This window comes from Pseudomonas argentinensis (genome assembly GCF_001839655.2).
GTDB lineage: Bacteria > Pseudomonadota > Gammaproteobacteria > Pseudomonadales > Pseudomonadaceae > Aquipseudomonas > Aquipseudomonas argentinensis_B.
Map to the genome: position 1 here is coordinate 2,791,816 of NZ_CP056087.1, position 19,355 is coordinate 2,811,170.

Sequence of the window (19,355 nt, forward strand, 5' to 3'; positions counted from 1 at the left end):
CGGCGCAGGGCGGGTCAGTCGCGTTTCTTCATCAGCTGCGGTGACATCGCCAGGTCGGCCCGGCGCTGGCGCATGCGCCGCCGGGATTTGCGCCAGCCCAGCACGCCACCCCAGAACAGCACCAGGCCAAGCACCAAGAGCACGCTGGCGTCGACCGTCGAATCATTGAGGCTCCCCAGCGCCGGCGGGCGGCCCAGCAGGGTCGACGCGCCGGCCATCATGAGCAGAATGCCGAATACCGCGATCAGCGCCGTCAGGTACGCGACGAAGCGCAACCGCAAGCTGCCCGGGCGTCTAGGGCGCAGGTGGCTGGCATTGAAACCGTCTGTTTGCTTCATGCGCTAATTCCTCGATGGGTCTTCTCGCTATGACTGGCAGTGTAGTAGCGGGTTCACAACAACGCGGCGTCCATGGGCTTGTAGCCGGTGAGGATCTCGCCATCAAGAGCGATACAGGGCTGGACGCCATAGCAAGAACGATCGACGAAGAGACTGCACTCGCCCGCAATACGCGCCTGGCTCGCCCTTGTGGGGCGTGCCAAGCGCGTAGGCCCGAGCGGTGTTTCGACCGGGCTGGCAATCCAGATAGGCTTTAACGCGGCAGGTGCCGACGCACCGACGGCCGTGATCAGGTTTTTACAGCAGGGCGTTGGCGTCCGGCACCCAGGCGGCGAAGTTGTCGGCCAGGGCGATCATTTCCACGCGGTGCATGTCGGCGGCGCTGATCACCTTGCCATCCGGCGTCGGCAGGTCACGGGTGGCGCAGGCGGCATCGACCACGGTGCAGCGGTAGCCGTAGTCCTTGGTGGCACGAATGGTGGTGCTGATGCTCGAGTGGGTCATGAAGCCGCACACGATCAGGTCCAGATGGCCGAGCGACTGCAGCTTCTCGTGCAGCTCGGTGCCGGAAAAGGCGTTTGGCATGCGCTTCTCGACGACGATTTCGCCGGGCAGCGGGGCCACTTCCGGCAAGTGATCGCCACGGGGGCCGCGTGGATCGAGCAGGCCACCGGGAATGCCCAGGTGCTTGATATGCACGATGGCGCCGCCCTGGGCACGCACGGCGTCGAGCAGCTTGGCGATCTCCACCAGGGCCGCGTCGAGGCCGGGCAGTTGCACCACGCCGCTGCGGTACTCTTCCTGGGCATCGATGACCAGCAGGGTCGCATTGCTCAGGCTGGCGGGGGCGTGGCCACGGCCGGTGAGCTGATAGAACGTTTGCGGGTGGGACGACATGTACGACTCCTTGCTGGCGCGGTTAACGGTGCACATTGTCCGCCTCTATGACGCCGCTGTGAACCTCTCTGTTGGTTGTATTGCTGCGTTGCAGCGCAGCGGTGCCAGAAGAATCGTTTCAGCTCACCGGCGCTGGTAAGCGTGCGGCGCCGTGACAATCTCCCCGGGGCGCTGGAATGCCGGGGCCGGCCTGCTAGACTAACGCCTTTTGCCCGGAGCCCTGTTGTGAACGATGCCCGCCCAGCCCTGAATACTCGCCTGCGCACCCTGCGTGACTACATTCGTTGGGCGGTTAGCCGTTTTCAGGCCGAGGAGCTGTTCTTCGGGCATGGCACCGACAACGCCTGGGACGAGGCCCGGCAACTGGTGCTCGGCGCCTTGCATCTGCCCTGGGAAATCGCCGACAGCTACTTGGATTGCCGCCTCGAAGACGATGAACACCTGCACCTGCAAACCCTGCTCAAGCGCCGCATCGAAGATCGCGTACCCACCGCCTATCTGCTCGGCGAGGCCTGGTTCTGCGGCTTGCCATTCATCGTCGACGAGCGCGTGCTGGTGCCCCGTTCCCCGATAGGCGAGTTGATCGAGCAGCGCTTCAGCCCCTGGCTGGCCGGCGAGCCGGCGCGGATTCTCGACCTGTGTACCGGCTCGGGCTGCATCGGTATCGCCTGCGCCTACGAGTTCCTCGACGCCGAAGTGGTGCTGGGTGACCTGTCCTTCGAGGCGCTGGAAGTGGCCAACCGCAATATCGAGCGTCACGGCCTCGAGGAACGGGTCTATACCGTGCAGGGTGACGGTTTTGCCGGGCTGCCGGGGCAGCGCTTCGACCTGATCCTGTCCAACCCGCCCTATGTGGATGCCGAGGATTTCGCCGATATGCCGGCCGAGTACGGGCACGAGCCGGAAATGGGCCTGGCCTGCGGTGACGATGGGCTGGACCTGGTGCGGCGGATGCTGGCCGAAGCGGCCGATCACCTGACCGAGAAAGGCCTGCTGATCGTCGAGGTGGGCAACAGCCAGGTGCATGTCGAGGCGCTGTACCCCGAAGTGGATTTCGCCTGGCTGGATTTCGCCCGCGGCGGCCATGGCGTGTTCATGCTGTCGGCCGAGCAGTGCCGTGAGCATCAGGCGCTGTTTCGCGAGCGCTGCTGAGGCAATATAAGACTTGTTAGCTCGAGTCATTTGGGATTAGCAGGCCGCTATGTGGCGCAAGCGGCCGCAAGCTGCAAGCCCCGAGCTACAAGTTAAAAGCAGTCCACAGTGCTCTAGCTTCTTCTTGCAGCTTGCAGCCCAATGTCCGCTTTTGCCGGCGCAGTCAACGCTCTTTTATCCACCACTGCGATTGCAGGGGGGTAGATGGGGCAGGCCGCGCATGTGCAGCGTCAGCTACGCGCCCAGATCCACTCTATGGATTGGTGATTATCTGTGGGAGCGGGCCATGCCCGCGAAAAAATCACGGGCATGGACTCGGCGTCCCCGCCCGTTCCGACAGGTAAAGCAACGATGTCCGCCGGTCGGCATCCGTGAGTTTAGCCTCAGGCTTCGCGCCCACCGCGGCGCAGCAGGTAGCTGTCCATGATCCAGCCATTGGCCTCGCGCGCGGCAGCGCGGGTCGTGGCGATCTGCTCGGCCACCTCGGCGAGCGTTCCTGAGATAAGGATCTCATCCGGCGTACCGACGTAGGCCCCCCAGTAGATGTGCAGATCTTCGTCGATCAGGTGGCGATAGCTTTCCCCGGCATCGAGCATCACCACCACGCTGTCCACGCCCTCTGGCCAGCCTTCGCGCAGGCGGCGGCCGGTGGTGATCTGCACGGCGCGGCCGATCTGGTTCAGGGGAATGCGGTGGCGGGCGGTAAGTGCCTGCACGCTGGTGATGCCCGGAATCACCTCATAGTCGAGGGGCATGCCACTGGCGATCACCCCGTCGAGTATGCGGATGGTGCTGTCGTACAGTGACGGGTCGCCCCAGACCAGAAAGGCGCCGGTTTCGCCATCCTGCAACTGGCCGAGCAACTGCTCGAACACCGCCTGCTTGTCGCGATTGAGGCTGTCGATGCTGGCGTCGTAATTCGCCACATCGCGCTCGCGTTCCGGGTTGGTCGCTTCAAGGATGCGGTACTGGCGGTCCGGCGCTATATAGCGGTCTAGGATCAGGCGGCGCAGGGCGATCAGCTTGTCCTTGGCTTCACCCTTGTCGAGGAGGAAGAACACGTCGGCGCGGTTGAGCGCCTTGATCGCCTGGGTGGTGAGGTAGTCGGGGTCACCGGCACCGATACCGATGATCAGGATGTCGTTCATGCTGCGTGTCTCGTTCTTGCGATGGCGCGCAGCATATCAGGAGCGAGCGGTAGAGCAGGGTAGAACACTGCTTGTGGGAGCGGGTGGAGACGCCCAGTCCATGTGCGCGAAAAGCCTCGCGGGCATGGCCCGCTCCCACAGATCTATTCCCTTGGCTCAGCCCGCCGCCAGCTTCAATACCGGCTCCGGCTCGGCGACGCCGGCCAGGAACTCGTCGCCCCAGCGGCGGATGTCGTTGTAGCTGACGATATCGAACAGCTCGCGCAGTCGCGCCTTGGCCTCGGCCTTGGGCATGTTCAGCGCCAGGTAGCAGGTATGCGCCAGGTCGGCGGTGTCGTGGGGGTTGGTCAGCAGCGCGCCCTTGAGTTCGGCGGCGGCGCCGGCGAATTCCGACAGGGCCAGCACGCCCTGGCCTCTGGTGAGCCCCTGGGTGACGACGAATTCCTTGGCCACCAGGTTGAGGCCGTCGCGCAGTGGGGTGATCCACATCACGTCGGCCATGGCGTACCAGGCCACCACCTCGTCGAACGGGAAGCTGCGGAAGAAGAACTGCACCGGCGTCCAGCCGATCCGTGCGAAGCGGCCATTGATGCGCCCGACCGCCTGTTCGATCTGCGACTGCAGTTCGTCGTAGATGGTCATCTCCCGGGCGGCCGGCACGCAGATGCTGACCAGGGTGATCTTCTTGTGCAGTTCCGGGTTGTCGGCCAGCAGGCGCTCGTAGGCCTGCAGTTTTTCCAGGATGCCCTTGGTGTAATCCAGGCGCTCGACCGACAACACCAGCTTGATGCCGCTCAGCTCCTTGCGCAGGTTGGCCATCTGTTCGCGGGTCTTGTTCTGGGCCAGGGCGTTGCGCACCCGGTCGATATCCAGGCCGACCGGGTGGGCGCCGAGCTTGACCACCCGGCTGTCGGTGTCCACCGCGGTGGTCATTCGCTCCAGGCCCACGGCGCAGCCGTAGGTGACGAAACGCGGTGCGCAGTTCTGTCGGCTGACGGTCTGCAGCGGCGTGACGCCCCGGGCCACGTCGACGAAGTTCTCCACCTGACGGGGAATATGAAAGCCGATGTAGTCGCACTGCAGCAGGCTGCCGATGATCTGCCGGCGCCACGGCAACACGTTGAACACGTCCGCCGACGGGAAGTAGGTGTGGTGGAAGAAGGCGATGCGCAGGTCCGGGCGCAGCTCGCGCAGGTAGCCCGGCACCATCCACAGGTTGTAGTCGTGCAGCCAGACCACGGCACCGATGGCGGCTTCCTCGGCGGTGCGCTCGGCGAAGGCGCGGTTGACCTTGAGAAACACCTGCCAGTCGTCCTCGTCGAAGCGCGCGCGCTCCCAGAAGGTGTGCAGCGTCGGCCAGAAGGCTTCCTTGGAGAAACGCTTGTAGAAGATGTCGACTTCCCTCTTGCTCAGCGCCACCCGGGCGGCAGTGAGTTTCGGGTAGCGCTCGGCGTCCACGGTGGTGTGGGTTTCGAAGGGCTCGTCAGCGCCTTCATCGACCGCCCAGGCCACCCAGGAACCCGGGCGCGCGTCGCCGAAGAAACTCATCAGGGTGGGGATGATGCCGTTGGGCGAGGTTGGGCGGCGGCGCTGGATCTTGCCGTCCGCGCCGCGATATTCCTCGTAGGGCAGGCGGTGATAGACCATCACCAGCTCGGCACGCCCCGGTTCGGTGGCGGTGCGTTTCTCGGCGGCGATGCCGTGCTCATCGAGAAAGCCGAAATGCACGAAGGCCTGCAGAATGCCGCCACAGCCGGGGCGATCCGCCTGCAGGATCCACGACTGGTGCTCGGTGGCCTTGAGCAGCTTGGGCTCGGACTCGCCCACGCAGACGCCCTTGTAGGTGCCGTCGAGCATATTCAGGTCATTGAGGGTGTCGCCACAGGCCAGCACTTCGCCGTCGTCGAGCTGCAGCCAGTCGACCAGCGCCCCGAGGCTGGTGCCCTTGTTGACGCCCCTGGGCAAAAAGTCGAGGTAGCGATCCGCGGAATACAGCAGACCGCAACCTAGCCTTTCTGCGACCTCGGCAAGGGTCGGGTCGGCGGCCTGTTCAGGTGTGCAGAAGTACGAGCAGCGGCGCGCCTGGGGCACGTCCTGGCGCTCCAGGCCGAAGCCTTCCAGGGCCTGGGCCACCTGGCTCTCGCCCGGCCAGCGGGCATCGACCTGACCCTGCAGATCCTGAATCGGTTGCAGGCTGTCGCCATGTACGAAGGTGGCGCCGACGTCGGCGATGATGAAATCCGGTTGCGGCAGGGTCGGGTCGGCCAACAGCGGCAGGACCGCTTCGAGGCTGCGCCCGGTAACGTAGGCCAACTGGATCTCCGGGTGGGCGGCGATGGTCTGGTAAAGGCTCAGGCGGTCCTCGGGATCACCGGCGAGAAAGGTTCCATCGAGATCGGTTGCAAGTAGCATGCGCTGTCTCCCTGTCAAAGCGCCGGCAGTGGCCGACGGGTAAAGCGGGCACCTGGTTGGCGCCTCTGTTCTGTAGGCCTGTAAGCCTACGACGAAGCGGCCGCGCGCTCCTGCACGCGGCCGCGGTTATCGGGGCCCGGGTCGTTGTCATCGTCTGCCGGCGGGGCGTCTGGCATCAGTTCCAGCACGGTATGGCTGGTGCGCAGCATCGGCACGAAGTGCGCCTGTTCACCGGCGACCAGGTCGCTGACGCGACGCAGACGATAGAAGGTGTAGGCCGACAGCAGCCCCAGGGTGGCGGCGAAGTACAGCGGCAGTGCGGCGGCGCCCAGGTGCTGCATCAACAGGCCGGCGAGCAGCGGGCCGCACACCGAGCCGACGCCGTTGACCATCAGCAGGCTGCTGGAGCCGGAAAGAATCTCGTCGCGGTGAAGCTGATCGATCAGCTGCGCCACGGCGATGGGGTAGATGGCGAACGACAGTCCACCGAACAGGAACATCAGCCCCAGCAGCGTGCGCCCGGCGGGCAGCAGGCTCATCGCCAGGGCGACGATCACCGCCGCGCTGACCACCCAGAACAGCACCCAGCGCCGGTCGTGCTTGTCGGAAAAACGCCCGATCGGCCATTGCAGCAATGCGCCGCCGAGAATGGCCGCGCTCATCATCAGGCCGGTCCCGGCAGCGTCGAAGCCGTTGAGGCTGGCATACACTGGCGCCATGCCCCAGAACGCGCCGAGTGCCAGGCCGGACAGGCCGGCAGCGGCAATCGACAGCGGCGCGATGCCGAGGATGGCGCGCAGGTTGGTGTGCAGGGTGTCCGGCACGCTGGGCTGGGGCTGGCGGGTCAGGGTGATGGGCATCAGCGCTGCGCTGATCAGCATGGCCGCCAGGGCGAACAGCAGGAAGTCGGTCGGCTCGGCGAGGTTCAGCAGTTGCTGGGCGGCCGCCAGGGCGCCGAGGTTGACCGCCATGTACACGGCAAACATCTGCCCGCGTTTGTCGTTGGGCACCTGGGCGTTGAGCCAGCTCTCGATGACCATGTACAGGCTGACCAGCGCCAGGCCGTAGAGTACCCGCAGGCCGAGCCAGACCCAGGGATCGACGAGCAGCACATGGAGCAGTGCGGTGATGGCGGCGAGGGCGGCGCAGAAGGAGAAGGCACGGATATGCCCCACGCGGCGCACCAGCGGAATCGCCAGCCAGGTACCGAGGAGAAAACCGACGAAGTACCCGGACATGATCAGGCCGAGCATCCCGGTGGAGTAGCCTTCGGCGACGCCACGCAGGGTCAGCAGGGTGTTGAGCAGGCCATTGCCGAGGAGGAGTAATGCGACCCCACCCAGCAACGAGCTGATAGGGGCAATCAAGGACCACATGGCAAACAACCCTAGGGAACAATGCCGGTGATGGCAAGCAGGAAGCGCGCCAGTGATCCTTGGGGGTGGTTTCTATCTACTTGATATTAAAAGAATATTTCTATCGACGAACGGTAGTCGCGGTTTTTAGGGCAGTGAAAGGCACTAGCGTGGTGCACGCAGAAGCGAGTTTTCCCCGCTCATGGGCATTTTACTTGCGCCCCTCGACCGCCTTCGCCAGCTCGTCGGTGCGTGCCGCCATGACGAAGTCGTTGCGGTGCAGGCCCTTGATGGAATGGCTCCACCAGGTCACGGTGACCTTGCCCCATTCGGTGAGCAGCGACGGGTGATGGTTCTCGGTCTCGGCGATCTCGCCCACCGCATTGGTGAACGCCAGCGCATGCTTGAAAGTGCGAAAGGCGTAGGCCCGCTCGAGCTGCATCACGCCGTCACGAACCTCGATGTTCCAGTCCGGGATTTCCTTGATCAGCTGTGCCAGTTCGGCCTCGCTGACTTTGGGCGCATCGGCGCTGCAGGCTTCGCAAGTGGCTTTGGACAGTGCGGTCATGGGGTTTCCTCGAGTTTACAGATGGCAAGTGAGCAATTGACGGGGCCTCGCCTGGGCTGGCCATCCAGCTTGTTCTTAACCCAGGCGGGCCGACGCCTAGCAGATCGTGGACAGATTCTCAGGCCGCCTTGGGTGGAAATTTCGGTGCATGCAGGCCGAGCGCCATGGCTTGCTGCACCAGACCCATGATGTCCTGTTGCGCCACGGCGAACAGTCGCTGCAGGTCCGGAAGCACGAAGTACAGCGGCTGCAGAATGTCGATGCGATAGGGCGTGCGCATGGCTTCCACGGGGTCGAATGGCTGGTGCTCGGGTTCGCCGGACAGACAATACACCGCCTCCCTGGGCGAGGAGAGAATGCCGCCGCCGTAAATGCGCCGGCCGGCGGGCGTATCCACCAGGCCGAATTCGATGGTCATCCAGTACAGGCGCGCCAGGAACACCCGTTCCTGTGGGCTGGCAGCCAGGCCCAGGCGGCCGTAGGTGTGGGTGAATTCGGCGAACCAGGGGTTGGTCAGTAATGGGCAGTGACCGAATATCTCATGGAAGATATCCGGCTCCTGCAGGTAGTCCAGATCCGCTTCGGTGCGGATAAAGGTGGCCACCGGAAACTGCCGGTTGGCGAGCAGCTCGAAGAAGCGCTGGAACGGAATCAGCGCCGGCACCTGGGCGACCTGCCAGCCAGTGCTGGCCTGCAGCACGCGATTGATATCGGGCAGTTGGGGAATGCGCTCACGGGGCAGGGCGAGCTTGTCGATGCCGTCCAGGTACTCCTGGCAGGCCCGTGGCTCGACCACCTCCAGCTGGCGCCCGATCAGCGTCTGCCAGGTGCGATGCTCGACCTCGCTGTAGTCAATGAAGCCGTTCGCGTCAGGCTGCCTGGCAACGTATTGGCTGGCTTTCATCTGGCGATCTCCCTGCACATCCGCTCTGGTCGTGGCTGGCCTGAGCATGCCGCAGGCGGGTGCGCTTTGCGCGGGCGTGAGCGGTGTTTCGGGATCCGAGAAAGAGCCGTTTTCGTAAAGAAAGCATTACGTCATGGGCGAAAGCCTGTGCCTGGCCCAGTGGCTTCCTCTAGACTGGCAAGAAACCTTGACGAAAATAACAAGAGCGGCCGTCATGCGTATCAAGATCCACTGCCAGAACCGTGTAGGCATCCTGCGCGACATCCTCGAATTGCTGGTCGATTACGGCATCAACGTCGCCCGCGGCGAGGTCGGCGGCGAGCAGGGTAACGCCATCTACCTGCATTGCCCCAACCTGATCAATCTGCAGTTCCAGGCCCTGCGCGCCAAGTTCGAGGCCATCACCGGCGTGTTCGGCGTCAAGCGCGTGGGGCTGATGCCCAGCGAGCGCCGTCATCTGGAGCTCAACGCCTTGCTCGGTGCCCTGGAGTTCCCGGTGCTGTCCGTGGACATGGGCGGCAGCATCGTCGCCGCCAACCGGGCGGCGGCTGGTCTGCTCGGTGTGCGGGTCGACGAAGTACCGGGCATCGCCCTGTCGCGCTACGTCGAGGATTTCGACTTGCCGGAGCTGGTGCGCGCCAATCGTTCGCGGATCAATGGCCTGCGGGTGAAGGTCTGCGGCGACGTGTTTCTTGCCGATATCGCGCCGCTACAGAGCGAGCACGACGACAGCGAAGCCATGGCCGGCGCGGTGCTGACCCTGCACCGCGCCGACCGCGTCGGTGAGCGCATCTACCAGGTGCGCAAGCAGGAGTTGCGCGGCTTCGACAGCATCTTCCAGAGCTCCAGGGTGATGGCTGCGGTGGTGCGCGAGGCGCGGCGCATGGCGCCGCTGGACGCGCCGCTGCTGATCGAAGGCGAAACCGGTACCGGCAAGGAGCTGCTGGCTCGCGCCTGCCACCTGGCCAGCCCACGCGGGCAGTCGCCGTTCATGGCGCTCAATTGTGCCGGCCTGCCCGAGTCGATGGCCGAGACCGAGTTGTTTGGCTACGGCCCCGGCGCTTTCGAGGGCGCCCGCGCCGAAGGCAAACTGGGGCTGCTGGAGCTGACCGCAGGCGGCACGCTGTTTCTCGATGGCGTCGGCGAAATGAGCCCGCGCCTGCAGGCCAAGCTGCTGCGCTTTCTGCAGGACGGCTGCTTCCGCCGCGTTGGCAGCGACGAGGAGGTGTACCTGGACGTGCGGGTGACCTGCGCCACCCAGGTCGACCTCTCCGAGCTGTGCGCCCGGGGCGAGTTTCGTGAAGACCTCTACCACCGGCTCAACGTGCTGAGCCTGCATATCCCGCCGCTGCGTGAATGTCTGGATGGTCTGCAGCCGCTGGCCGAGCACTTTCTCGATCGCGCCAGCCGGCAGATCGGTTGCCCGCTACCGGGCCTGGCGCCAGCCGCGCTGGAGAAACTGGGCCGTTACCATTGGCCGGGTAACGTCAGGCAGTTGGAGAACGTGCTGTTCCAGGCGGTGTCGCTGTGTGACGGCGCGGTGGTGAAGCCCGAACATATCCGCCTGCCGGGTTACGGCGCGGCGCAGCCGCTGGGCGACTTCTCGCTGGAAGGCGGGCTGGATGCCATCGTCGGGCGCTTCGAGAAGGCCGTGCTGGAGCGCCTGCACGGTGAGTTCCCCAGTAGCCGTCTGCTCGGCAAGCGCCTGGGCGTGTCCCATACCACCATCGCCAACAAGTTGCGTGAGCACCGGGTGGGCAAGGAGTAAACAGAAATCAAACGAGCCCGGTGGTCCGGACTCGTCTGGCGGGGCCTCAGCGAGCGCTGACGGGCTGCGCGCGGGGGCCGGGCAGAATGCCGTTGACCGGGTTGCTGCTCAGCAGGCGGGCGCTGGTGATGCCGGCGATCTCGTGGCCGCGGTCGTTCAGGCTGTTCATCACCTGGTTGACCAGGGCGGTGATCAGGATGCCGGCGAGGCCGCCGCCACTGTTCTGCTGCTGTTCGGCGCTGCTGGCCCGGGCGACGCCTTTCCACAGTTCCTTGCCGGTGCGCAGGTCGACCAGGGTGGCGCTGGCGGCCACCGCCACCTCGCTGCTGATCACCTTGTAGCTGCTGCCGTATTCGGTCACGTCGATATACAGCACGGTGTCAGCGCCGAAGATCTCGTAGAGCTTCTGCGGCGGAACCTCGCGGATTTCCTCGGCATTGAGCATGCCGTTCTGCTTGAAGGTCTCGTTGACCACCGCCACCGGCAGCACGTAATAGCCGGCTTCGCTCAGGGGCGCGGTGATCAGCGAATACATGCTGAAGGTGGCCTTGATGTCCGGCGATTTGTTGACCGGCGGCAGGACCAGGATGGAGGCCGGGCTGCTTTCCTTGAAGGCGCTGTAGTCGTAGGGCTGCTGGGTGGCACAACCGGCCAGCAGGGCGATGGCGGCCAGGGCCGCGAGGGTTCTGAGAGAGTTCAGTAGAAGCATGTCGGTCACTTGGCCATATTGCGCATCAGGAAGTCCATGTACTGAGCGGACTCGGGGAACAGGGCTTTCTCGGTTTCGAATTGCTGGCGCACCTGATCGGGCTTGCCGATTTCCGCGTACAGCATGCCGAGATGGGCATGAAAGCCCGGTGGCAGGGTGCGGTCAGCGGCGCGAGCCTTCTGGACGCTGGCTTCCAGCGCCGCGATCTGCTCTTCGGTGCCGGTGGTGTTCTCGAAACGCTGATAGACCTGCTGCTGGTAACCCTCCCAGTAGTACAGCGATTTCGGTTGCTGGGCGCAGCCGGCCAGCAGGGCGGAGGCCAGCAGGGTGGTGAACAGAAGTGGGGATTTCATGGTTCGCTCCTCGCTCACTTGACCGGGCGCCAGGCGCCGCTGTCGACGCCGCTGACCAGCTTGTTCACCGCCTCGCGGATCGCCAGGTCGAGGACCTTGCCATTGAGGGTGGAGTCGTAGCTGGCGGTGCCGCCAAAGCCGATGATCTCGCGGTTCGACAGGGCGTATTCGCCGGCACCCTGGCTGGAATACACCACTTCGGAGGTGGCCACGTCGACGATGTTGAGGTTCACCTTGGCGTAGGCGATCTGCTGCTTTCCGCGGCCCAGGATGCCGAACAGCTGGTGGTCGCCGACTTCCTTGCGGCCGAACTCGGTGACGTCACCGGTGACCACGAAGTTGGCACCCTTGATCTGCTGAGCCTGCTTGGAGAAGCCCGATTCCTGCTGCAGTTCGCTGAGGTTGTCGCGGTCCAGCACGTTGAAGCGGTTGGACTGCTGCAGGTGGGTGATCAGGATGGTCTTGGCCTGCCCGCCAAGGCGGTCGACGCTGTCGCTGAAAATGCCGCGCAGGTAGCTGGAGCGGTTGTCGAACTTGCCAACGGCGATCGGACTGCGTGGGCCGCTGTACTGGCTGGTGGCGGTGTTGACCTTGGCGACTTCCAGGGTACGCGAGCTTTCGGTGGCGCAGCCGGCGAGCAGCACGAGCACACCTGCGAGGCCAGCGGTAATGATCTTGTTCATACGAATCTCGTTTGCAAAGTGGGCAGGGCGAGCCTGTAGCAGGCAGGAATCAACCGGACACTTTCACGAGAGATGAGGCATGGGACGGCTTCGCGACGCGACGCGAGGCGCTTGAAGAGTCGATCCATGACGCTGACCCTGGAATGGGTGCGGGGTGCTTCCTGCTGCGGCGATTCTATTGGGCGGCAAGGCGTTTTGCCAGCATTGTCGTTCGCCGCTGTGATCCGTTTCGCGTCTTCCGGCTCGCCAGGCCGTATCAGACGGCCGCGCTTTCCGGCAGCAGTGTGGCGATCAACGCCCGGACGCTGCCAGGCAGCGCCTCCAGGTCGCGCACCAGCATGCTGCGCTCGCGAATCGCCCAGGGCTCTTCCAGTTCGATGGTGTGCAGTTTCATGGTGCGGCGGTGCCGGCTGGCGGCGGACTCGGGAATGATGCCGATGCCGACGTTGGCTTCGACCATGCGGCAGATGGCTTCGAAGCCGGACATCTGGATGCGCAGCGACAGGGTGCCGCCCAAGGTCTCGACATGCTCGCGCAAAAAGGTCAGCAGGGTACTGCCGTCGTGCAGGCCGATGTGCTGGTATTGCAGGGTATCGCGCAGGCTGACGCGCTGGCGGCCGGCCAACGGGTGGCCGTCCGGCACCACCAGCACCAGGCGGTCGGTGCTGAAGTGCAGCACTTGCAGGCCGGCGGCTTCCACCGGGCCGGCGATGATGCCCAGGTCGGCGCCGCCATCGAGCACGCCACGCACGATATCGCGGCTCAGGCGCTCCTGCAGGTCAACCGTCACGCCGGGCCGGCCGGCGAGAAAGCCTGCGAGTACCTCCGGCAGGAATTCGGTTACCGCCGTGGTGTTGGCGAAGATGCGGATATGCCCGGCCGCATCGCTGCCGTATTCGGTGAATTCGCTTTTCAGGTAATCGACCTGGCGCATGATCAACCGCGCGTGCTGCAGCAGGCGCTGGCCGGCCGGCGTCAACTCCACGCCACGGCTGTCGCGGTACAGCAGGCGGGTGTCCAACTGGCCTTCCAGGGCCTTGATGCGCGCGCTGGCTGCGGCGGGCGACAGCGAGGCACGCCGTGCGCCCTGGGTCAGGCTCGGCGACTCGGCGATATGGATGAAGAGGCGCAAATCCGGCAGGTCGAAGTGCATGGCAGCTCGGCATTTGGTTGGAAACGGCGTTCAGCATATCCAAACGCCGGATTAAATAAATGCGGATTCTCGGAACGTTCATCGGCTTGCATCCTGCCTGCACTCCAAGAACAAGCCGGAATCGACCATGAGTGACTCTGCTTTCGCCGCCTGGATTGGCCGCACCGAAGAAGCCCACGACCAGCTGAGCCGCAATCTGGTCAAGCGCATCGCCGCGACCCTGGGCGAAGACACCCCCGCCCATGGTGAGGCGCTGCCGCCGCTCTGGCACTGGGCGTTCTTCCAGGAGCCCATCGCCGAAAGCGGCCTGGGCGGTGACGGGCACCCGGCCCGCGGTGGCTTCCTGCCGCCGGCGGAAAACCGCAATCGCATGTGGGCCGGTGGTCGCCTCGAGTTCATCGCGCCCTTGCGCGTCGGCGGCGAGGCCACCCGGGTATCGACCATCAAGCACATCGAAGAGAAGCATGGTCGCACCGGCGCACTGCTGTTCGTCACCGTGCAGCACGACTACCTGCAGGACGGCGAGCTGGCGATCCGCGAGGAGCAGGACATCGTCTACCGCGAGCCCAGCCCGCCCAAGCGCGGCACCGGCGAAGCGCTGCCGGCCAGTGACTGGCGCGAGGCCGTGGTGCCAAGCCCGACCCTGCTGTTTCGCTACAGCGCGGTGACCTTCAACGGCCATCGCATCCACTACGACTGGCCCTACGTCACCGACACCGAAGGCTACGCCGGTCTGGTGGTGCACGGCCCGCTGATCGCCACCCTGAACCTGCGCGCCTTCTGCCGCGCCCAGCCCCAGGCGCGGCTGCGCCGTTTCGCCTATCGCGGCCTGCGCCCGCTGGTGGCGCCCGAGCCGTTCGAGGTGGCCGGGCGCATCAATGAGCCGGGCAGGGCGCAGCTGTGGGCGGGTAACGCCGCGGGCATGGCCCAGCAGGCCGAGGTGGAATTCGAATGATTGAGCCTAGGTAGAGTGGATCGCGCTTCACCGATCCACCGATATCGGCCGCGAAAACAACAAGAATCGAGGAATCAAGATGACCCCGGAACAGAACGAAGAGCTGAATTTCATCCGCGAAGGCGTGCGCGGCCTTTGCGCCGAATTCCCCGCCGAGTACTGGCGCAAGATCGACGAGGAAAAGGGGTTCCCCGAAGCCTTCGTGGCGGCCATGACCGAAGCCGGCTGGCTGTCGGCGATGATCCCGGAGGAGTACGGCGGCTCGGGCCTGGGCCTGGCCGAGGCCTCGGTGATCCTCGAGGAGGTGAACCGCTGCGGCGGCAACTCCGGCACCATCCACGGGCAGATGTACAACATGTTCACCCTGCTGCGTAACGGCAGTGACGAGCAGAAGAGCTACTACCTGCCCAAGCTGGCCAGCGGCGAGTTGCGCCTGCAGTCCATGGGCGTCACCGAGCCGACCACCGGTACCGACACCACCAAGATCAAGACCACCGCGGTGCGCCAGGGCGACACGTACGTGATCAACGGGCAGAAGGTGTGGATCTCGCGTATTCAGCACTCCGACCTGATGATCCTGCTGGCGCGCACCACGCCGCTGGCCGAGGTGAAGAAGAAGTCCGAAGGCATGTCGATCTTTCTGGTCGACCTGCGTGAGGCCATCGGCCACGGCCTGACCGTGCAGCCGATCGCCAACATGGTCAACCACGAAACCAACGAGCTGTTCTTCGACAACCTGGAAATCCCCGCCAGCAGCCTGATTGGCGAGGAGGGCAAGGGCTTTCGCTATATCCTCGACGGCCTGAACGCCGAGCGCACGCTGATCGCTGCCGAGTGCATCGGCGACGGGCGCTGGTTCATCGAGAAGGCCAGCGCCTACGCCCGTGATCGCGTGGTGTTCGGCCGGCCCATCGGCCAGAACCAGGGCGTGCAGTTCCCCATTGCCAAGGCCCATATCGAAGTGGAGGCCGCCGACCTGATGCGCTGGCGCGCCTGCGAGCAGTACGACCGCGGCGAGAATGCCGGGGCCAGCGCCAATATGGCCAAGTACCTGGCGGCGGAGGCTTCCTGGGCGGCGGCCAACGCCTGCCTGCAGACCCACGGCGGCTTCGGCTTCGCCAACGAATACGACGTCGAACGCAAGTTTCGCGAGACCCGCCTGTATCAGGTGGCGCCGATCTCCACCAACCTGATCATGTCCTACGTGGCCGAGCACTTGCTCGAACTGCCGCGCAGCTTCTGAGGTCTCGACCATGAGCACACATACTCAGCAACTGGCCGCGTTCCTCGCTGAACTTTCCTACGAGCAGATTCCCGGCCACGTGCTGGATCGCACCGAAGACCTGTTTCTCGACTGGCTCGGTTCGGCCCTGGCCAGTGAAGGCGCGCGGCCGATCCCGCTGTTCGAAGCTTACGCGCAGAAGATGGGCCCGGCCGATGGCCCGGCGCGCATCCTGGTCAATGGGCGTGGCACCTCGGCGTACTTCGCGGCGCTGGTCAACGGCGCGTCATCCCACCTGGTGGAGCAGGACGACCTGCACAACAGCTCGGTGCTGCACCCGGCCACCGTGGTGTTCCCGGCGGCCCTGGCGGCCGCGCAGGACCTGGGCAAGTCCGGTCGCGAGCTGTTGCTGGCCTCGGTGGCCGGCTACGAGGCGGGCATCCGCATCGGCGAATTCCTCGGCCGCTCGCACTACCGCATCTTCCACACCACGGCCACGGTCGGCACCCTGGCCGCCGCCGTGGCCGTGGGCAAGTTGCTGGACTTCGACAGGCAGCAGTTCGTGCATCTGCTGGGCAATGCCGGTACCCAGGCCGCTGGGCTCTGGGAGTTCCTGCGCGACGCCGCCGATTCCAAGCAGCTGCACACCGCCAAGGCCGCCGCCGATGGTCTGCTCGCCGCCTACTTCACCGCCCAGGGCCTCACCGGTGCGCAGAACATTCTCGAAGGCGAGCAGGGCATGGCCGCCGGCATGTCCAGCGATGCCGACCCGAGCAGGCTGGCGGATCGCCTCGGCAGCCGCTGGGCGTTGGCGGAAACCTCGTTCAAGTTCCACGCCTCGTGCCGGCATACCCACCCGGCTGCCGATGCACTGCTCGACCTGATGTGGCGCGAGGGCCTGCGCCATGACGATATCGCCAGGGTCATCACCCATGTGCACCAGGGCGCCATCGACGTGCTCGGTCGCGTGGTGGTGCCGCAGACCGTGCACCAGGCCAAGTTCTCCATGGGCACCGTGCTCGGCCTGATCGCCGTGCATGGCAAGGCGCAGCTCAGCGAATTCGCCAACCTGTCGCTGACCGATGCCAACGTAGCTGCCTTTCGCGACAAGGTCAGCATGCGCCTCGACCCCGAGGTGGACGGCGCCTATCCGGCGCGCTGGCTGGGTCGGGTCGAGGTGCTCACCACTGACGGTCGCACCCTGCATGGCGCCATCGACGAGCCCAAGGGTGACCCCGGCAACAGCCTCAGCCGCCTGGAGCTGGAAGACAAGTTCCGTCGCCTGCTGGCCTTTGCCGGCAAACGCAGCAGCGATGAGGCGGGCGAGCTGATCGCCAGGGTCTGGCGCCTGCGCCAGACCGATGAATTGAGCCACCTGGCCTGACGGCTCGCTTCGACTTTCCGGTGGATCGGTAAAGCGCGGACTACGCGTCCCGATCCACCCTACGGAACAGGGAACTGCATATGAACAACCCACAACAACCCCGGCCACTGGACGGCATCACCGTGGTCAGCCTGGAACATGCCATCGCCGCGCCGTTCTGCACCCGTCAGCTCGCCGATATGGGCGCCCGGGTGATCAAGGTCGAGCGCCCCGGCAGTGGCGACTTCGCCCGGGGTTACGACGAGCGCGTCAACGGCCTGGCCTCGCACTTCGTGTGGACCAACCGTTCCAAGGAAAGCCTGACCCTGGACCTCAAGCAGGACGATGCCGCCAAGGTGCTCGATAGCCTTTTGGCCAAGGCCGACGTGCTGGTGCAGAACCTGGCACCTGGCGCTGCGGTGCGCATGGGCCTGTCGTTCGAGGCGCTGCATGAGCGCTTCCCGAAGCTGATCGTCTGCGACATCTCCGGCTACGGCGAGGGCGGCAGCTACGAGAAGAAAAAGGCCTACGACCTGCTGATCCAGAGCGAGGGCGGCTTTCTGTCGGTGACCGGCGGCGCGGGTGAGGATCAGCTGGCCAAGGCCGGTTGCTCCATCGCCGATATCGCCGCTGGCATGTATGCCTACAGCAATATCCTTTCGGCCCTGCTGCTGCGCGGCAGGACTGGCCTGGGCAGCCGCATCGACGTGAGCATGCTCGAGAGCCTGGTCGAGTGGATGGGCTATCCCCTGTACTACGCGTACGACGGTGCCACGCCGCCGCCGCGTGCCGGGGCCGCCCACTCGACCATCTACCCCTACGGCCCTTTCCCAGCGGGCGACGGCGGCACGGTGATGCTCGGCCTGCAGAACGAGCGCGAGTGGCAGGCGTTCTGCGAGCGGGTATTGCTGCAGCCGGAGCTGGCCACGGACGAGCGCTTCTCGGCCAACTTCAAGCGCTCGGCCAATCGGGAAACGCTGCGCGCGATTATCAATGAAGCCTTCGCTGCGCTGAGCGCCGAACAGGTGATCGAACGGCTGGAACAGGCGCAGATCGCCAACGCCCACGTCAACGACATGGCCGGCGTCTGGGCCCACCCACAGCTCAAGGCCCGTGACCGCTGGCGTCAGGTCGACAGCCCCGCCGGCAGCCTGCCTGCCTTGTTGCCACCGGGCAGCAACAGCGCCTTCAGCCCGCGCATGGACCCCGTGCCGGCGTTGGGCGAGCACACCGACTCGCTGCTGGCCGAGCTGGGCTACGGCGAGGCGCAGATAGCCGGCCTGAAGGTGAGCGGGGCGGTTTGAGAGCTGTTCGCGACAGGTCGTGCGTGGCCCATCCCCTGTGCAATGGTGCCGCTGTCAATTGGTGGGCTAAAGCCCACCCTACGGCAGGCCTGCGCGAATTGTAGGGTGGGCTTCAGCCCACCATTTACCAATTAACGAATTTCACGTCAGGAAGCCGATGCCATGACGACCTCCATCATCCGTACCGCGCTGTTCGTTCCCGCCTCGCGACCCGAGCGCATCCCCAAGGCCCTGGCCAGTGGCGCCGATGCGGTGATCGTCGACCTCGAGGATGCGGTGCAGGAAAGCCTCAAGGTCGAAGCCCGCGACAACCTCGAGCGTTTCCTGGCAGGCAATCCCGAGGCGCGCCTGCTGGTGCGTATCAACTCGCCCGAGCACGCCGGCCATGCCGAGGATATTGCGCTGTGCCAGCGCCATGCCGGAGTCATCGGTGTGCTGCTGCCCAAGGTGGAAAGCGCCGCCCAGGTGGCTCGTGTGGCCGAGGCCGGCAAGCCGGTCTGGCCGATCATCGAGAGCGCCCGTGGTCTTTACGAACTGCCGGCCATCGCCGCGGCGCCCGGGGTCGAGCGATTGTCCTTCGGCGGCCTGGATCTGGGCCTGGACCTTGGCCTGAACAGCGGCACCCCGGCAGCCGAGCGCCTGCTCGATCAGGCGCGCTACGCCGTTCTGTTGCATAGCCGCCTGGCCAATCTGGCCGCACCGCTGGATAGCGTGTTTCCGGCGATTCAGGATCAGGCCGGCCTTGACCGCGCCAGCCGGGACGCCCGCGACATGGGCTTCGGCGGCCTGCTGTGCATCCATCCCAGCCAGGTTGCCGTGGTCCACGGGGCCCTGGCGCCTTCGGCCGAAGAGCTCGACTGGGCGCACCGCGTGCTGAGGGCCGGCGAGGGCGGTGACGGGGTGTTCGTGATCGACGGGCAGATGGTCGATGCACCGGTAGTCGGGCGCGCTCGGCGCATCGTCGCCCGCGCCGGCGATACGGGCTGATGGCGCGGGCCCATTCGGCACGGCCGAATGGGCCTTTGCACAATGCCGAATTCCGCCGAAGCAGGCGCGGTTGTAAACAGAGTT

General features: G+C 65.3%; 18 protein-coding genes. 7 read left to right on the plus strand and 11 right to left on the minus strand.

The window, feature by feature from the left end; translation table 11 throughout:
- Nucleotides 1-14: 14 nt before the first annotated feature.
- Nucleotides 15-338 (minus strand): hypothetical protein, encoded by a 324-nt coding sequence (locus SA190iCDA_RS12335; protein ID WP_070888227.1) that lies wholly within the window; start codon nucleotides 336-338, stop codon nucleotides 15-17.
- Nucleotides 339-635: 297 nt separating this feature from the next.
- Entirely contained in the window at nucleotides 636-1,235 is a 600-nt protein-coding gene (locus SA190iCDA_RS12340) for a cysteine hydrolase family protein (RefSeq protein WP_070888226.1), read from the minus strand.
- Nucleotides 1,236-1,481: 246 nt separating this feature from the next.
- Here SA190iCDA_RS12340 and prmB point away from each other — a divergent pair, with 246 nt between their 5' ends.
- Entirely contained in the window at nucleotides 1,482-2,387 is a 906-nt protein-coding gene (gene prmB / locus SA190iCDA_RS12345) for a 50S ribosomal protein L3 N(5)-glutamine methyltransferase (RefSeq protein WP_070888249.1), read from the plus strand.
- Nucleotides 2,388-2,770: 383 nt separating this feature from the next.
- Here prmB and cobF read toward each other — a convergent pair whose 3' ends face one another.
- From cobF to phhA, 5 genes are all read right to left on the minus strand, one after another.
- The gene (cobF, locus tag SA190iCDA_RS12350; RefSeq protein WP_070888225.1) at nucleotides 2,771-3,535 is read right to left on the minus strand and encodes a precorrin-6A synthase (deacetylating); all 765 of its coding nucleotides are present in this window, start codon (nucleotides 3,533-3,535) and stop codon (nucleotides 2,771-2,773) included.
- Nucleotides 3,536-3,691: 156 nt separating this feature from the next.
- Entirely contained in the window at nucleotides 3,692-5,947 is a 2,256-nt protein-coding gene (gene ggpS, locus SA190iCDA_RS12355; protein ID WP_070888224.1) for a glucosylglycerol-phosphate synthase, read from the minus strand.
- An 86-nt stretch (nucleotides 5,948-6,033) separates the two neighbouring features.
- Nucleotides 6,034-7,323, minus strand: a complete 1,290-nt coding sequence (locus tag SA190iCDA_RS12360) for an MFS transporter (protein WP_070888223.1) — start codon at nucleotides 7,321-7,323, stop codon at nucleotides 6,034-6,036.
- Between the two features lie 190 nt (nucleotides 7,324-7,513).
- Entirely contained in the window at nucleotides 7,514-7,870 is a 357-nt protein-coding gene (locus SA190iCDA_RS12365) for a 4a-hydroxytetrahydrobiopterin dehydratase (protein ID WP_070888222.1), read from the minus strand.
- Nucleotides 7,871-7,988: 118 nt separating this feature from the next.
- Entirely contained in the window at nucleotides 7,989-8,774 is a 786-nt protein-coding gene (gene phhA, locus SA190iCDA_RS12370) for a phenylalanine 4-monooxygenase (protein WP_070888221.1), read from the minus strand.
- A gap of 214 nt (nucleotides 8,775-8,988) precedes the next feature.
- Here phhA and SA190iCDA_RS12375 point away from each other — a divergent pair, with 214 nt between their 5' ends.
- Nucleotides 8,989-10,542 carry a sigma-54-dependent transcriptional regulator gene (locus SA190iCDA_RS12375; protein WP_070888220.1) on the plus strand — a complete coding sequence of 518 codons (1,554 nt, stop codon included), beginning with the start codon at nucleotides 8,989-8,991 and terminating at the stop codon, nucleotides 10,540-10,542.
- A 46-nt stretch (nucleotides 10,543-10,588) separates the two neighbouring features.
- Here the strand turns inward: SA190iCDA_RS12375 and SA190iCDA_RS12380 are convergent, their stop codons facing one another.
- The 4 genes from SA190iCDA_RS12380 to SA190iCDA_RS12395 form a co-directional block, all read right to left on the minus strand.
- Complete coding sequence (locus SA190iCDA_RS12380) at nucleotides 10,589-11,251, minus strand: DUF799 domain-containing protein (RefSeq protein WP_070888248.1); 663 nt, start codon at nucleotides 11,249-11,251, stop codon at nucleotides 10,589-10,591.
- 5 nt (nucleotides 11,252-11,256) lie between these two features.
- Nucleotides 11,257-11,604: a DUF4810 domain-containing protein gene (locus tag SA190iCDA_RS12385; RefSeq protein WP_070888219.1), complete on the minus strand. Its 348-nt coding sequence runs from the start codon at nucleotides 11,602-11,604 to the stop codon at nucleotides 11,257-11,259.
- A gap of 14 nt (nucleotides 11,605-11,618) precedes the next feature.
- The gene (locus tag SA190iCDA_RS12390) at nucleotides 11,619-12,287 is read right to left on the minus strand and encodes a CsgG/HfaB family protein (protein ID WP_083329923.1); all 669 of its coding nucleotides are present in this window, start codon (nucleotides 12,285-12,287) and stop codon (nucleotides 11,619-11,621) included.
- A gap of 256 nt (nucleotides 12,288-12,543) precedes the next feature.
- Nucleotides 12,544-13,440 carry a LysR substrate-binding domain-containing protein gene (locus tag SA190iCDA_RS12395; protein ID WP_070888217.1) on the minus strand — a complete coding sequence of 299 codons (897 nt, stop codon included), beginning with the start codon at nucleotides 13,438-13,440 and terminating at the stop codon, nucleotides 12,544-12,546.
- Nucleotides 13,441-13,567: 127 nt separating this feature from the next.
- Between SA190iCDA_RS12395 and SA190iCDA_RS12400 the strand changes: the two genes are divergently transcribed.
- The 5 genes from SA190iCDA_RS12400 (at nucleotide 13,568) to SA190iCDA_RS12420 (ending at nucleotide 19,271) form a co-directional block, all read left to right on the plus strand.
- A complete protein-coding gene (locus SA190iCDA_RS12400; RefSeq protein ID WP_070888216.1) occupies nucleotides 13,568-14,395 on the plus strand; it encodes an FAS1-like dehydratase domain-containing protein in 828 nt (275 codons plus the stop codon).
- A gap of 79 nt (nucleotides 14,396-14,474) precedes the next feature.
- Complete coding sequence (locus SA190iCDA_RS12405) at nucleotides 14,475-15,638, plus strand: acyl-CoA dehydrogenase family protein (RefSeq protein ID WP_070888215.1); 1,164 nt, start codon at nucleotides 14,475-14,477, stop codon at nucleotides 15,636-15,638.
- Nucleotides 15,639-15,648: 10 nt separating this feature from the next.
- On the plus strand, nucleotides 15,649-17,001 hold the full coding sequence (locus tag SA190iCDA_RS12410; protein ID WP_070888214.1) for an MmgE/PrpD family protein: 1,353 nt from the start codon (nucleotides 15,649-15,651) through the stop codon (nucleotides 16,999-17,001).
- 80 nt (nucleotides 17,002-17,081) lie between these two features.
- The gene (locus SA190iCDA_RS12415; protein ID WP_070888213.1) at nucleotides 17,082-18,284 is read left to right on the plus strand and encodes a CaiB/BaiF CoA transferase family protein; all 1,203 of its coding nucleotides are present in this window, start codon (nucleotides 17,082-17,084) and stop codon (nucleotides 18,282-18,284) included.
- A gap of 162 nt (nucleotides 18,285-18,446) precedes the next feature.
- Complete coding sequence (locus tag SA190iCDA_RS12420; protein WP_070888212.1) at nucleotides 18,447-19,271, plus strand: HpcH/HpaI aldolase/citrate lyase family protein; 825 nt, start codon at nucleotides 18,447-18,449, stop codon at nucleotides 19,269-19,271.
- Nucleotides 19,272-19,355: the final 84 nt, after the last annotated feature.